This window comes from Acinetobacter sp. YH01011 (assembly GCF_013420785.1).
Taxonomy (GTDB): Bacteria; Pseudomonadota; Gammaproteobacteria; order Pseudomonadales; family Moraxellaceae; genus Acinetobacter; species Acinetobacter towneri.
Genome location: NZ_VOYG01000016.1, coordinates 1 through 15,543 on the forward strand (window position 1 = coordinate 1; position 15,543 = coordinate 15,543).

General features: G+C 41.3%; 14 protein-coding genes. 10 read left to right on the plus strand and 4 right to left on the minus strand.

Annotation, left to right across the window (positions count from 1 at the left end; genetic code table 11):
- Window positions 1–160: 160 nt before the first annotated feature.
- A complete protein-coding gene (gene map / locus FTT78_RS11095) occupies window positions 161–955 on the plus strand; it encodes a type I methionyl aminopeptidase (protein ID WP_004976729.1) in 795 nt (264 codons plus the stop codon).
- 223 nt (window positions 956–1,178) lie between these two features.
- On the opposite strand, the gene FTT78_RS11100 is transcribed toward map, so the two are convergent.
- A complete protein-coding gene (locus FTT78_RS11100; RefSeq protein WP_004976726.1) occupies window positions 1,179–2,078 on the minus strand; it encodes a LysR substrate-binding domain-containing protein in 900 nt (299 codons plus the stop codon).
- Between the two features lie 74 nt (window positions 2,079–2,152).
- Window positions 2,153–2,581 carry an HD domain-containing protein gene (locus FTT78_RS11105; protein ID WP_004976725.1) on the minus strand — a complete coding sequence of 143 codons (429 nt, stop codon included), beginning with the start codon at window positions 2,579–2,581 and terminating at the stop codon, window positions 2,153–2,155.
- Between the two features lie 120 nt (window positions 2,582–2,701).
- On the opposite strand from FTT78_RS11105, the gene FTT78_RS11110 reads away from it, so the two are divergent.
- Window positions 2,702–3,031, plus strand: coding sequence for a hypothetical protein (locus tag FTT78_RS11110; RefSeq protein ID WP_167845971.1), 330 nt, complete (start codon window positions 2,702–2,704; stop codon window positions 3,029–3,031).
- A 94-nt stretch (window positions 3,032–3,125) separates the two neighbouring features.
- Here the strand turns inward: FTT78_RS11110 and glnG are convergent, their stop codons facing one another.
- The gene (glnG, locus tag FTT78_RS11115; RefSeq protein WP_096901419.1) at window positions 3,126–4,604 is read right to left on the minus strand and encodes a nitrogen regulation protein NR(I); all 1,479 of its coding nucleotides are present in this window, start codon (window positions 4,602–4,604) and stop codon (window positions 3,126–3,128) included.
- A complete protein-coding gene (gene glnL, locus FTT78_RS11120; protein ID WP_004976718.1) occupies window positions 4,591–5,700 on the minus strand; it encodes a nitrogen regulation protein NR(II) in 1,110 nt (369 codons plus the stop codon). The genes glnG and glnL overlap by 14 nt, the downstream gene beginning before the upstream one ends.
- A gap of 350 nt (window positions 5,701–6,050) precedes the next feature.
- On the opposite strand from glnL, the gene rimO reads away from it, so the two are divergent.
- From rimO to bamA, 8 genes are all read left to right on the plus strand, one after another.
- Window positions 6,051–7,394: a 30S ribosomal protein S12 methylthiotransferase RimO gene (gene rimO, locus FTT78_RS11125; protein ID WP_096901422.1), complete on the plus strand. Its 1,344-nt coding sequence runs from the start codon at window positions 6,051–6,053 to the stop codon at window positions 7,392–7,394.
- A gap of 84 nt (window positions 7,395–7,478) precedes the next feature.
- Window positions 7,479–8,207, plus strand: coding sequence for a UMP kinase (gene pyrH, locus FTT78_RS11130; protein WP_004976712.1), 729 nt, complete (start codon window positions 7,479–7,481; stop codon window positions 8,205–8,207).
- A gap of 88 nt (window positions 8,208–8,295) precedes the next feature.
- The gene (frr, locus tag FTT78_RS11135) at window positions 8,296–8,850 is read left to right on the plus strand and encodes a ribosome recycling factor (protein ID WP_004976711.1); all 555 of its coding nucleotides are present in this window, start codon (window positions 8,296–8,298) and stop codon (window positions 8,848–8,850) included.
- A 3-nt stretch (window positions 8,851–8,853) separates the two neighbouring features.
- Window positions 8,854–9,606 carry a polyprenyl diphosphate synthase gene (uppS, locus tag FTT78_RS11140; protein ID WP_180044313.1) on the plus strand — a complete coding sequence of 251 codons (753 nt, stop codon included), beginning with the start codon at window positions 8,854–8,856 and terminating at the stop codon, window positions 9,604–9,606.
- A 3-nt stretch (window positions 9,607–9,609) separates the two neighbouring features.
- Entirely contained in the window at window positions 9,610–10,434 is an 825-nt protein-coding gene (locus tag FTT78_RS11145) for a phosphatidate cytidylyltransferase (RefSeq protein WP_004976707.1), read from the plus strand.
- Window positions 10,435–11,631: a 1-deoxy-D-xylulose-5-phosphate reductoisomerase gene (gene ispC / locus FTT78_RS11150; protein ID WP_180044311.1), complete on the plus strand. Its 1,197-nt coding sequence runs from the start codon at window positions 10,435–10,437 to the stop codon at window positions 11,629–11,631.
- A 3-nt stretch (window positions 11,632–11,634) separates the two neighbouring features.
- Entirely contained in the window at window positions 11,635–12,990 is a 1,356-nt protein-coding gene (gene rseP, locus FTT78_RS11155) for an RIP metalloprotease RseP (protein ID WP_096901424.1), read from the plus strand.
- A gap of 42 nt (window positions 12,991–13,032) precedes the next feature.
- Window positions 13,033–15,543, plus strand: a complete 2,511-nt coding sequence (bamA, locus tag FTT78_RS11160; RefSeq protein WP_131261466.1) for an outer membrane protein assembly factor BamA — start codon at window positions 13,033–13,035, stop codon at window positions 15,541–15,543.

A 15,543-nucleotide genomic window follows, 5' to 3' on the forward strand; every position in this document is an offset into this window, starting at 1 on the left:
AGTTACACCGTGACAGCCTATGGAATTGAGGTAATCCCTAAAGCAAATGTTTTAGGTTCTTGATGGTGAAGTAGGAATTAAACATCAAACCCACATTGAGTAGGTTTGAGTAGGTTTTAAATAACGGCTATAATCTCAGGCTTCAGGTCAGGAGTTCATCATGCGCGCCCTTAAAGTCAGCATTAAATCAGAGCAAGATATTGAGAAATTACGCATTTCGGGGCGTTTGGCTGCTCAGGTGTTGCAGATGATTGGCGAGCATGTCAAACCCGGAGTCACGACAGAATACTTAGATGATTTGTGTCACGATTATATTGTAAATACCTTAAAAGTCATTCCTGCCAATGTGGGCTATCACGGTTATACCAAAACCACCTGTATTTCACCCAATGAAGTGGTCTGTCATGGTATTCCATCATCCAAAACCATTTTAAAAGATGGCGACATTATTAATATTGATGTGGCAGTGATTAAAGATGGTTTTTATGGTGATACCAGTCGTATGTACTATGTGGGTCAGGTGAAACCAGAAGCGAAAAAACTGGTCGATACCACTTATGAGGCGATGCGCGCAGGGATTCATGCGGTGAAACCGGGCGCGACTTTGGGCGATATTGGCTATGCCATTCAAAGTGTGGCGCATCGTGAAGGGTTTAGCATTGTGCGTGAATATTGCGGACATGGTATTGGGCAGGTGTATCACGAACAACCAAGTGTGCTGCATTATGGTCAGCCTGGACAAGGCTTGGTGCTTAAAAAAGGCATGGTATTTACCATTGAGCCAATGGTGAATGCGGGCAAAGCGCGTGTGAAAGAACTGAAAGATGGCTGGACGGTGGTGACGACAGATAAATCACTTTCTGCACAATGGGAACACATGGTTGCTGTGACTGATACAGGCTTTGAAGTGTTATCGCCGTGGCCAGAAGGTACGGGGAGTTATCCTGAAATTTAATGCACGAATGCTTTCAGGTTAAGACTGATAGATAAAACATCTTAGACTTTAGTTTTAAACTATTTGTTAAAAAATGAACAATCGCTATAATTGAAGTCAAAGATACTTGCTGTAGTTTCTTTGTTTTAGCTTTCTTATTTTAGATTGTAGTTTTCAAAGCTTATCTGTCTTAGATAAGCTTTTTTTTTGCTGTTTCGTATCTGAAATCAAAAGATCCTATGTGCTAACGAATGGTTAGCTTTTCGACCAAATAGTCGATAAATACACGTACAGCAGGTAATAAACCACGGCGTGATGGATAGACGGCATGGAAAATACCATGCGGTGCGTGCCAGTCGGGTAAAACACGAACCAATTCACCCGATGCAACATAATCTTCAACAATCGTGTCAGGCAACAACACAATGCCACAATTTTGTCGTGCCAATTGCGCTAGCATCATTAAATCTGAACCCATGACTGTAGGGTTGACCTTAATTTTTTTCGGTTGCTGTTGTTGATCATGCACAACCATGTATTGATCTAAATGCTCATCCGACATGCTTAAAATTTTATGATGACTTAAATCTTCAGGTTTTTTCAAATCGCCAAATTCATTCAAATAAGCCTGACTGGCAAATAGATGTTGTTCGATGTTGCTGAATTTGCGAATCACCAAACTTGGATCATCATCTAAATTTGAGCGGACACGCAGGGCAATGTCGATCCCTTCGTTGACGATATCGACACGACGGTTGCTGACAATTAGCTGTACTTTAATTTCAGGGTAGGCTTTCAAAAACTCAGGCAAGATTTTGGCAATTTCATTTTGTGCAATTGAAACAGGTAAGCTGACTTTAATTACACCACGCGGTTGAATACTTAGGTGATCGACCAAGTCGTGCGCGGCTTGGGCAGCATTCATCATTACTTGCGCATGCCGATACACATTCATACCAATTTCTGTGACCGCAAAATGACGTGAGCTGCGCTGAATTAAACGCACACCTAAGCGTTCTTCTAGGTTGTGTACGCGTCGGCTAAGTTTGGATTTTGGAATATCGGTGGCGCGTTCCGCTGCACTAAATCCACCATGTTCGACCACTTGGGCAAAACAATAAAAATCATCCAAATCTGTAAGCATGACTAAATTCCATTTATGCAACAATACTTAAATTAAAGTGGCATCGTTGCATGTTGTCAATCTTTAATTGTGCTTTATTGCTGTGCTTTTTGCAGAATCTCTAAAACTTGTCGGTATTCTTCTAAACGGGCTAAATCACGTGCTGTAGGATTGGGAATCCGCGTTAAATTCATGTTGTCTTGCACATCTGCAATTTTTACAGCACAGGCAAGCGGGTTTTGTGCAGTACGCATAGCCGCTTGAACACGAGTTTCATGCGGCAGTTTGGTGAGCGCCTGAATTGCTTGAATAATATGCGTTTGAAATCCTAAATTTTGCAGGTCTTGTGCTGTGGTGTGGGTATCTTCAAGAATGTCGTGCAGTACAGCGACAATTTGCTGATCGGGCTGTTGTAATTGCAACATTACACGTAAGGGATGCAAAATATAAGGCTGACCGCCTTTATCTAGCTGCCCTGTATGTTGTTGTACTGCAAGTGTAATTGCATTTTCTAGAGTTGCCATAAGTATAATTAAAAAAATTTCTATAATTATAAGCCGTGCTTAGCGCAAAATATAGAAATTGCTTGTTATGATGCAAACAGATTTTATGTTTATCTATTTTACTATTGGTGATGCTGCTCTATGCCATATCAACTCATTGAACTGAATACGCCTGCGACTGAAAATTTGCTTTGCCCACATTGCCAACATGCTGTTATTGATTGGGCAGAAGAACAATATATTCAGCCTTGCGAGCATACTTTGTTTGTCGCAATGGATTTGGGTTTTGAATATGCCTCAGATGTATTTGAACAAACCATGCCACGCAGTGTCGATGAAATTCATGCACATGATGATCAGTTGGATATGTGGCAAGAACTGACTTCAAGTCGTTATCCGCAATATTTGATTTATAAAACGGATTTAGGCGTGCAAGGTTTATCTCGCTATGTTGGATTTACCGCGGCTTAATTGCACTTAACTTAGAGAGTCTAAGATATAAAAATAGGGAAATTCAAAAGCTGAATTTCCCTATATTTTGATGGATTAGATATTTTTTCTGCGTTTAGCTCTCCATATCTTCTTCTATTTCATCATCGGCACTGTCCATTCCTAATTCTTTGAGTTTTCGCGTCAAAGTATTACGTCCCCAACCCAATAATTCAGCGGCATGACGTTTACGTCCACGGGTTTGTTGCAGTGCAGCATTAATTAAGGTGCGTTCAAACATTGGAATGGCGATATCCAGAAGTTTCATCTCGCCATTTTTTAACTTTTGTACTGCCCATTGCCCAAGTAATTCATCCCAATGCTGCATAGATACCCGATCTGCCACATGAAGCGCAGAATGTTCGGCTAATTTTTCAATTGGAATTTGCTTGAGTTCGGTTGGTAAATCTTCAGGATAGACCTCACGTCCTGTAATCATCACGGTAAGCCAGCGACAAGTGTTTTCCAATTGGCGCACGTTACCTTGCCACGGCAATTGCTGCATATATTCGACTGTTTCAGGACGCAATATTTTTGGACTCACGCCTAATTCTTTGCCTGCACGTGCCAAAAAGTGCTGTGCCAACATTGGAATATCTTCACTGCGATGCGCCAGTTTAGGAATATGAATCCGAATGACGTTCAGGCGATGATATAAGTCTTCACGGAAGCGTCCATCTTGTACCAGTTTTTCCAAATCCTGATGTGTTGCTGCGACAATCCGTACATCCACTTTGACAGGAATATGTCCACCAACCCGATAAAATTCACCATCTGCCAAGACGCGCAATAAGCGGGTTTGGGTTTCAAAAGGCATATCACCAATTTCATCTAAAAACAAGGTGCCGCCGTTGGCTTGTTCAAAGCGTCCCTGACGTTGTGTATTGGCACCTGTAAATGCACCTTTTTCATGTCCAAAAAGTTCGGTTTCAATCAAATCTTTCGGAATGGCTGCCATATTCAGCGCAATAAATGGTTTGCTGCTACGCGGTGAGTGTCGATGCAGTGCATGCGCCACCAACTCTTTGCCTGTACCTGATTCACCATTAATGAGCACAGTAATGTGTGATTGCGATAAACGACCAATCGCACGAAACACTTCCTGCATGGCAGGCGATTCACCAATAATTTCTGTCGATTGAATTGGCTGCACTGTCGATTTTGCAGATTCTTGCTGTTGTAGTTTGGTGATATGCAAAATTGCACGATTGACTAAAGCAAGTGCTTCATCAATATCAAAAGGCTTGGGTAGGTATTCAAATGCACCTGTTTGATAGCTAGATACTGCCGATTCTAAATCGGAGTGCGCAGTCATAATAATCACAGGCAAGTCGGGATAACTGACTTTGACTTTGCCAAGAAAAGTTAAACCATCAATTCCAGGCATGCGAATGTCGGTCAAAATTACATCGGGTGCATCTTGGTTTAACTCATCTAGTGCAGACTGTGCTTCTTCAAAACTGGTGACTTCAAAACCTTCTTCTCTAAAAGTTTTTTCCAGTACCCAGCGCATTGCACGGTCATCATCAATCACCCAAATTTTATTTCGCGACATGACTCGCCTCCCAAGGTAAATATAAGCTAAATATTGTTTTTCCTGGAATGGATTGGCATTCAATCATTCCGTTATGTTGATGCATAATATTTTGTGCGATGCTCAAACCAAGTCCTGTACCGTTTGCGCGTCCAGTCACCAATGGATAAAACACGGATTCTAAAATGTCTTCAGGTACGCCTGGGCCGTTATCTTCAATATCAACACGTACGGTAGAACGATTCAGCACACCATTAATGGTAACCAAGCGTTGAATACGAGTTCTTAAAATCAATTCAGGTCGATGCTCGGTAAAGAAATCGGGATGTTCGGTCATGGCTTGTACTGCATTGGCGCAAATATTCAGCATGACTTGAATCAATTGATCGCGGTCTGCCATGACTTCAGGTAAAGAAAGGTCATAATCACGGATAATATTTATTTTGTTTTTAGTTTGATTGACGATCAGGCTGCGCACCCGTTCTAAAGGTTCGTGAATATTGACCAGTTCATAGCTTGGTAGTTGGCGTGAGCCGAGCATGGTATCGGCCAAGTTTCTTAAACGATCTACCTCGCTAATAATAATGTCGGTAAATTCATCATATTTCGGGTCATTTAAACTTCGTGCTAACAGTTGTGTCGCACCACGAATTCCTGCAAGCGGGTTTTTAATTTCATGTGCCACACCACGAATCAGCTGACGTGCGACTTGATGCTGTTGAATAAAGTTTTCTTCTTTGGAAATTTTGAGCATCCGATCAATCGGATTCAATTCAATCAGCAAAAGAGGATGATAAGGCTTGCCTGCATTTAACTGTGATGCAGTGTAATCGACATGAATATCTTTAAAATTGACATTAATGGTCGCTTCACGGCGGGTGTAGGGTTGACCAGTTTTGATGGTATTCAGGAAAGCCTCTTGCGTATTGAACTCATCATCAGGCATGTGCAGCAAATTTAAAACGGGTTGCCCCGAAGCGCGAATTAAACTGATATCAAACAATGCTTCACAAGACGAGTTTAAATAAAAAATATTCAGGTCACGATCAACCAGTAAAATTGCGGTGCTGAGGTTATCCACCAAAAGACGATAGTCAATGCTCTGGGTCTGATCCATTCGTGAATGCTTCCTGTATGAAATATTGTGCAAGGGCATTGTCATGTGTCAGCCATGTTCCAAATTTGGATCGAATTGAGGCGAATTAAGCAAAATGCACGCCAACTTTTCGTTTTTAGTGCATTTATCACTGAAGAATCGGAAAAATGCGCAGGAACTGGACTGAATTTTCAAGATATAACGGATAACAGAAACACTGTAAATAAAAAATGCATTAAAATGGTGCAATATTTAAATCATTCAGCCTGAATGGTTGTATTTTGGTGCATTATGCAAAGAGTCGGCTATTTCTCTATTTTTATGCAAAGAAAAGTCATACAATACGCGCATTCTAGTGGAGTGCAGATTCTATGAAATCCCCCAAAGTCGGTTTTGTTTCTTTAGGTTGTCCTAAGGCATTGGTAGATTCCGAACGAATTTTAACTCAGTTAAAAACTGAAGGTTATGATGTCGCATCTGATTATGAAGGTGCTGACTTAGTTGTTGTCAATACATGTGGTTTTATTGAATCTGCAGTACAAGAGTCCTTAGACGCGATTGGCGAAGCCATGAATGCCAATGGTCGTGTCATTGTGACAGGTTGCTTGGGTAAAGATGAAGATAAAATTCGTCAAATGCATCCCAACGTATTAAAAGTGACTGGCGCGGCTGCTTATCAGGACGTGATGGAAGCGGTGCATCAATATGTTCCTGAGCCACCAAAACATAATCCATTTATTGATTTGGTACCTGAACAAGGCATTCGTTTGACGCCTAAACATTATGCCTATCTTAAAATTTCAGAAGGCTGTAACCATCGCTGTACTTTCTGCATCATTCCAAGCATGCGTGGTGATTTAGTTTCGCGTCCTGTGGGTTCGGTATTAGAAGAAGCTGCGGCACTGAAACGTGCAGGCGTAAAAGAAGTATTGGTAATTTCTCAAGATACTTCTGCCTACGGCGTAGATACCAAATACAAATTGGACTTTTGGAACGGTCAGCCTGTTAAAACCAAATTCTATGATATGTGTGAAGCCTTAGGGCAATTGGGTATTTGGGTGCGTTTGCACTATGTCTATCCATATCCGCATGTGGATGCTGTAATTGATTTAATGGCACAAGGCAAAATTTTACCTTATTTGGATATTCCATTCCAACATGCCAGCCCGAAAGTATTAAAGTTGATGAAGCGACCTGCGCACAGCGAAAACACGTTGGAGCGTTTAAAACTTTGGCGTGAAAAATGCCCTGAGCTGGTGATTCGTTCAACCTTTGTGGTGGGTTTTCCAGGCGAAACAGAAGAAGATTTCCAAATTTTGCTCGACTGGCTAAAAGAAGCGCAATTAGACCGTGTTGGTTGCTTTACTTATTCACCTGTTGAAGGTGCGGCAGCAAACGACTTGCCAGATCATGTGCCAGAAGAAATCAAGCAAGAACGCTATGAGCGTTTTATGCAGGTTCAGCAAGAAATTTCAGCAGCTAAACTGCAAAAACGTATTGGTCAAACCATGACCGTGTTGGTAGATGATTTGGAAGAAGAATTTCCAGTCGCAGTGGCACGTTCTTATGCAGATGCGCCAGAAATTGATGGCAACGTCTTTGTAGAAGATATTGACAAGAGCGTGATTAAAGCAGGTGATTTACTTGAAGTTGAAATTACCGATGCCGATGAATACGACTTATTTGCCAAGCTGATTCAGGTCAAATCTGCATAATGCTTTGCAGATTTGGATTGCTAGCTGTAAGCCATACAAATTGTAAAAAATTAAAGTTTAGAATTTAGAATTGGAGTAATGACAATGTTAGATTCAAAAAAGCCACGTTATGCACGTATCTTGTTGAAACTATCGGGTGAGGCACTTGCGGGTAATAAAGACATGGGGATTGATGCGCAAGTGCTCGATCAAATGTCTTTGGCAATTGCACACTTGGTCGGTTTAGGTGTGCAAGTGGGTATTGTTGTCGGTGGTGGTAACTTATACCGTGGCAGCCAATTACAAAAAGATGGTTTAGTCGGCCGTGTAACAGGCGACCAAATGGGTATGTTGGCAACGGTGATGAACGGTTTAGCCATGCGTGATGCCTTGGTGCGCCGTAACATCAAAACCCGTTTAATGTCTGCATTGCCTATTGGTACAGTGGTTGAGTCTTACTCAAGCCGTGATGCGATTCGTCACCTGACTCAAGGTGAAGTGTGTGTGTTCGTTGCGGGTACAGGCAATCCATTCTTTACCACAGATACAGCAGCATGTTTACGTGGTATCGAAATCGAAGCTAACTTGATCTTAAAAGCGACCAAAGTAGATGGCGTATATAACAAAGATCCAAGCAAATACGAAGATGCGGTGAAATATGACACACTTACATTTGACCAGGTGTTGGATGAAAAATTAGGTGTTATGGATTTAACTGCAATCTGCTTATGCCGCGATCACAATGTGCCGTTGCAAGTTTTTGATATGAATAAAGCAGGTGCATTGCTTTCTGTAGTGATGGGCGAAAAAGAAGGAACTCACGTTACGAACTAATGTACGTGAGCCACAAAGCTCTTTATACTACGGTTTAATTTAACCCTATATTTTGACTCAAATTTTAGAATACAGTAAGGAAGATCTTATGATTAACGATCTTAAAAAAGACAGCGAAGAACGTATGAGCAAGACTTTAGAGTCTTTAGAACATGGTTTTGCCAAAGTACGTACAGGTCGTGCACATCCATCAATTTTAAATGGTGTGATGGTTTCTTACTACGGTTCCGATGTGCCACTTAACCAAGTAGCCAACATTGGTGTAGAAGATTCACGTACCTTATTGGTTCAGCCATTTGAGCGTTCAATGGTGTCTGCAATTGATAAAGCAATTCGTGAGTCAGATTTGGGTCTAAACCCAATCACAGCCGATGCAATTCGTGTACCGCTTGCAGCATTGACTGAAGAAACTCGTCGTGACATGCAAAAAGTTGCGCGTTCTGAAGCAGAAAATGCCAAAGTTGCTATTCGTAACATCCGCCGTGATGTATTGGGCGACATCAAAGCATTATTGAAAGAAAAAGAAATTTCTGAAGATGATGAGCGCCGTGCAGCAGATGACATCCAAAAAATCACAGACAAATACGTTGCAGAAGTAGACAAGCGTCTTGCTGCAAAAGAAGCTGAGTTGATGAAGGTCTAATCAATGACCACATCGGAAGACAGCGCGTCTTTGCCAAAACATGTTGCCATCATTATGGATGGCAACAATCGTTTTGCAAAAAAAAATCAAATGCAAAAAGGGGAAGGACATCGCTCTGGTAAAGATGTACTTGACCCGATTGTTGAACATTGTAGAAAAAAACACATTCAAGCTTTAACCGTTTTTGCTTTTTCGAGTGAAAACTGGAATCGTCCGCAGTTTGAAGTGGATTTACTCATGCAATTGCTGGAAACCACAATTCATGAGCAATTACCACGCATGGAAAAATTCAATATTGCCTTACGTTTTATTGGTGACCGTTCACGTTTGTCGCCGCATTTGCGTGAGTTAATGTTGCATGCCGAACGAAGGACTGCTAATTTCAACAGCATGACACTCACAATTGCCATTAGTTATGGTGGTATGTGGGATATGGCACAAGCTGCAAAACAAATTGCTGCAGATGTTGTGGCGCATAAAATTGATATTGAACAAATAGATACACAACTTTTTGGTCAATATGTCAGTCTGGCAGACCTACCACCTGTCGATCTGTTGATTCGTACAGGTGGCGATTTTAGATTGTCCAACTTTTTACTTTGGCAAGCTGCGTATGCTGAATTGTATTTTACCCAAACCTTGTGGCCTGAATTTAGCATAGAAGAATTTGACGATGCACTGGCAGTATTTGGTGGTCGCGAACGTCGTTTTGGTAAAACTTCTGAGCAAATTCAACAAGAGAAAATTGAGAATTAATACATGTTAGAGCGGATTATTACCGCATTGGTATTGGTTGCTGTGGTGTTGAGTTGTATGTTTGCAACTCAGTCGCACTATCCAATGTTTATGCTGATGATTGTTGCAGCAGGGGTTGCGGGCTATGAGTGGTTCAAACTCATGCCAAGAAAAACTAAATATGTCCTCAAACCTGTGGCTTGGGGCTTTGGTGTATTGACTGCCGCTTTGGCAGCAATGGCACTTTATTTTAGTGATATTGCCTTGTTACTTTGGGCAGCTTCTATTTTGACATGGTTACTCAGTATTTATTGGGTCAAGTCTTATCCAGAATACGATGCATGGTATAACCCAAGCTTAAGTTTTATTGGTTTTATTCTAATTTCTGCTGCGGTCACTGCAATTTTTTCCGTATGGAATAGTTCGCCGTGGTGGTTAATGTACTTGTTCTTGTTGGTTTGGGGTGCAGACTCAGGTGCTTATTTTGTTGGACGCAAACTAGGCAAGAAAAAACTTGCACCAAATGTCAGTCCAAACAAGTCAGTAGAAGGCTTATATGGCGGTGTGTTTACAGCCATGCTAATTGTGATTGTTGTCGAAGTGGTGTATTTGGACCTAACTTTGGCACAACATATTTTATTTTTGATTCTTTCGGTATTTACGGTATTTAGCTCAGTATTGGGCGATCTGTTTGAATCCATGATCAAACGCCGTGCAGGTATTAAAGACTCTGGGCGCGTCTTGCCAGGTCATGGTGGTGTGCTAGATCGGATTGATTCTTTGCTTGCAGCAGCTCCAATTTTTGCTGCGGGTATGTATGTTTTAAAACTTATTGGCGTAGATTTATAAATGTCACAAGCTGTTTGTATCTTGGGTGTGACAGGTTCAATTGGACAAAGCACCCTAAAAGTACTGCAACAACATCCAGAGCAGTATTCAGTTTTTGCCGTGACGGCGCACAGCCGAATTCAAGAACTGGTTCAAATATGCAAACAGTACCATCCTAAAATTGTGGTTGTACCTGCGTCAAAAGTTGATGAGTTACAGCAATCACTTGCACAGCAACATATTTCTGAAATTGAAATTCTAAGCGATGAAGCGGGTCTAATCGCAGTTGCCGAACATCCTGAAGTGGATGTGGTAATGGCAGCCATTGTTGGTGCGGCAGGTTTGTTACCTACACTGGCTGCGGTTAAAGCGGGTAAACGCGTATTATTGGCCAATAAAGAAGCTTTGGTGATGTCGGGTGACATCATGATGCAGGCGGCAAGTGAACATGGAGCTTTGTTATTGCCTGTAGATTCTGAACATAACGCGATTTTCCAATGTTTGCCTGAACATTATTTACAGGCTGAGCGGAATGGACAACCTAAGTTAGGTGTATCACAAATTTTACTGACTGCTTCGGGCGGCCCATTTTTAAACCACAGCCTAGAAGAACTGCAACACGTTACTCCTGCACAAGCTTGCAAACATCCAAATTGGTCTATGGGACAAAAAATTTCGGTAGATTCTGCAACCTTAATGAACAAAGGTTTGGAATTAATCGAAGCGTGTCATCTTTTTGCAATTTCAGAGCACTTTGTTACAGTGGTGGTGCATCCACAGAGTATTATTCATTCCATGGTTCAATATGTGGATGGTTCAACTTTGGCACAAATGGGTAATCCTGATATGTGTACGCCAATTGCGCATGCTTTGGCATGGCCGCAGCGTATCCAAACGCATGTTCCGCCTTTAGATTTGTTTGTCAATCATCAGCTTGATTTTCAAGCACCCGATACCACACGTTTTCCTGCGTTAAGTCTGGCACGTCAAGCCATGCAAGAAGGTGGTCTGGCGCCTGCTATTTTAAATGCAGCAAATGAAATTGCAGTTGCAGCATTCTTGCAGCAAAAAATTCGTTTTACTGAAATTGCGACAGTGGTTGAGCATACCTTGAACCAAATACAAAATTCAGCCGCAGAAAGCATTGAACTGATTTTGCAGGCAGACCAAAATGCTCGTGCTATTGCACAGTATTTTGTGTTGAATAAAGGAAGCTAAAGCATGAGTGCCTTATTTATTGTGGTTGCAGCGATTCTTTTGCTAGGACCTTTAATTGCAATTCATGAGTTTGGGCACTACTTTGTTGCACGTAAATTAGGTGTCAAAGTTTTGGTGTATTCCATCGGCTTTGGACCAACCATTTTAAAATGGACGTCTAAAAAATCGGGGATTCAATATCAGCTTTCGGCACTGCCTTTGGGTGGCTATGTCAAAATGCTTGATGAACGCGAAGAAAACGTTGCAGAAGCAGACCTACCTTATGCCTTTAATCGTCAGCATCCGTGGAAACGTATTGCGATTGTGGCAGCAGGTCCGTTAATCAACCTGATTTTTGCCATATTATTGTTCTGGCTATTATTTTTACCCTCTCAAGAACAGTTGAATACCCGTGTGGGTAAGGTACTGGCAGATACACCTGCGGCGGCAGCGCAAATGCAAGTAGGTGATAAGATTACCGCCATTGATGGTACGCCTGTGACGACATGGGAAAAGCTGAACTTTGCCTTGGTAGATCGTGTAGGTGAAACAGGCAAGATCCAGGTACAGGCGGAACGCGCAGGTGAAATCAAAACATTTAGCTTACCCATTCAAAATTTCTTAAATGATCAATCCCAATCACCTTTAGATATCTTGGGTTTTACACCGTATCGCCCACAAATTCCTGCAATTGTCAGTAAGTTAAGTGAAGATGGTGCGGCCATTCGTCAAGGTATGCAAGTCGGCGATCAAATTATTGCGATTGATGGCGTCAAAATGAATGACTGGTACGATGTGGTACAAGTTGTTCAAGCATCGCCAGAAAAATTACTGAAAGTAGATGTGCTGCGTAACAATCAAGTACAGCAACTGGAAGTGATGCCGCAAGGCAAACGTGACAATATGGGCAATGTTTCGGGTGTATTGGGTGTGCAAAGTGATCCTGGAAAAATTGTCATTCCAGAAGATTTTAAGCAAACCATTCAATACAGCCCGAGTGAAGCTTTATTTATGGCGGTAGATAAAACAGGTCAGCTGTCTAGCATGATTCTGAATTCTATTGTCAAAATGGTACGTGGTTTAATTGGTTTAGATAACTTATCAGGCCCAATTACTATTGCCAAAGTCGCAGGGCAAAGTGCGGAAATGGGGTGGCAAACTTTTATTTCCTTTATGGCACTTATGAGCGTAAGCTTAGGAATTCTAAATTTATTGCCAATTCCAATGTTGGATGGCGGGCATTTAGTTTATTATTTTATCGAGCTGATTCGTGGAAAACCTGTTTCTGAACAAATACAATTAGTTGGTTTAAAAATTGGTATGGTACTGCTTGGAAGTATGATGCTCCTTGCATTATTTAATGACATTATGCGTTTATAACAACGTAGATACGAAATAAATTTAACACTGGAAAAGACTGGCATGCAGCACACACATTTATTTATGCCCTTGGCACTGGTTAGTGCAATGGCGGCAACACAACAAGTATATGCAGCAGATGAATTTATTGCGCGAGATATAAAAATAGATGGTCTTGTTCGTTTAACGCCAGCCAATGTCTATGGAATGATTCCAGTGAATAGTGGTGATCGTGTCAATGAAGCAGTGTTGGCCAATGCGATTCGTTCACTCTATGCCACAGGTTTGTTTGATGACATTCAGGCCAGTCGTGAAGCCGACACTTTAGTGTTTAAAGTGGTTGAGCGCCCAATCATTTCTAAGGTTGAATTTAAAGGCAATAAACTGATTCCAAAAGAAGCGTTGGAAGATGGTTTAAAGAAAATGGGTGTGGCTGAAGGTGAAGTACTGAAAAAGTCAGCACTACAAACTTTAGAATCTGAACTTGAACAGCAGTATATGCAGCAAGGTCGTTATGATGCGGATGTACGTGTCATTACCACAGCACGTCCAAATAACCGTGTAGATTTAACTGTAGAGTTTGTTGAAGGCAAAGCTGCCAAAGTGGTAGATATCAACATCATTGGTAATACGGTATTTAAAGAAAGCGACATTAAGCAGGCGTTTGCAGTTAAAGAAAGTAGCTGGAGTTCGATTGTTACCCGTAATGACCGCTATGCACGCGAAAAAATGGCAGCAAGCTTGGAAGCATTACGTGCGTTATATCTTAATAAAGGTTATATCAACTTCAATATCACTAACTCTAGCTTGAATTTGAGCGAAGACAAAAAGCATATTTTTGTTGAAGTTTCGGTGGATGAAGGTGAGCAATTCAAGTTTGGCGAAAGCAAGTTCTTGGGCGATGCTTTATACAAACCAGAAGAACTTACGGCACTGAAAATTTATAAAGATGGTGAAACCTATTCACAAGAAAAAGTGAATGCGGTGAAACAATTGTTGCTGCGTAAATATGGTAATGCAGGCTATTACTATGCCGAAGTGAATATTGTTCCGCAAATTGACAAAGAAACTAAACTGGTCGATTTAAACTACTACATTAATCCAGGTCAGCAAGTTACAGTGCGTCGTATTAACTTCGCAGGTAACAGTAAAACTGCCGATGAAGTGCTACGTCGTGAAATGCGTCAAATGGAAGGCGCATTGGCAAGCAATGAAAAAATTGACTTGTCTAAAGTTCGTTTAGAACGTACAGGTTTCTTTAAAACCGTCGATGTTAAGCCAGTACGTATTCCTAATGTGCCAGACCAAATTGACTTAAATGTTAATGTAGAAGAACAGCACTCAGGTACCAGTACTTTAGCGGTAGGTTTCTCGCAAAGCGGTGGTGTGACGTTCCAAGCTGGTTTAAGCCAAACTAACTTCTTAGGTACGGGTAATTCGGTTTCGATTGATTTATCACGTTCTGAAACACAAGATTACTATAACCTGAGTGTGACTGATCCATACTTCACGATTGATGGTGTGCGTCGTGGTTACAACATGTACTACCGTAAAACCAAGTTAGATGATAACTATAACGTTAACAACTATGTGACAGACAGTTTTGGTGGTGGAATTAACTTCGGTTATCCAATTGATGAAAACCAAAGTATTAGTGCAGGTTTAAATATTGATCAGACCGAAGTAACCACAGGACCTTATGTTTCAACTTATGTCGCAGACTATTTAGAGCGCCATGGGGGTAAAGAAACCAAAAGTGACGAATATTGTCCAGATGATTTAGTCCCTATTAAAGATGCAAATGGTGATGTAGTAGGGTATGAGCCTTGTGCAAATCCAATTCCTTACGGCAAAGAATTTAAAGGTGATTTCCTTACGTATAACCTAAATTTAGGTTGGTCATACAACACTTTAAATCGTCCGATTTTCCCAACCAATGGTATGTCGCATCGTGTTAATGCTGAAATTGCTTTACCCGGTAGTGATGTGGAATTCCAAAAAGTGACCTATGATGCACAGGCTTATATGCCATTAGGTCATGATTTTGTCTTACGTGGCTACGGTAAGTTAGGTTTTGGTAATGACTTACCGTTCTATAAGAACTTCTATGCAGGTGGTTATGGTTCAGTACGTGGTTATGACAACAGCACCTTAGGCCCGAAATATCCAGGTGTTTATTTCTCTGATACAAGTCAAACGGATCGCTCACCTGAAGAAGTTGGTGGTAATGCTCTAGTACAGTTCGGTACAGAATTGGCTCTACCAGTGCCATTTAAAGGAGATTGGACGCGTCAAGTCCGTCCAGTAATTTTTGCAGAAGGCGCACAAGTTTTTGATACTCAGTGTAATGTTTCTGATTCAAATATTTTTGTGAATGGTGCTTCTGTGAATGCCAAGCAATATTGTAAAGACAATTATGGCTTCGACTTCGGTGAAATGCGTTATAGCGTGGGTGTAGGCTTTACTTGGATTACCATGATTGGCCCATTATCACTCAGCTATGCGTATCCGTTGAATGATAAACAAGGCGATGACACTAAAAATATCCAATTCGAAATTGGTCGTACTTTCTAA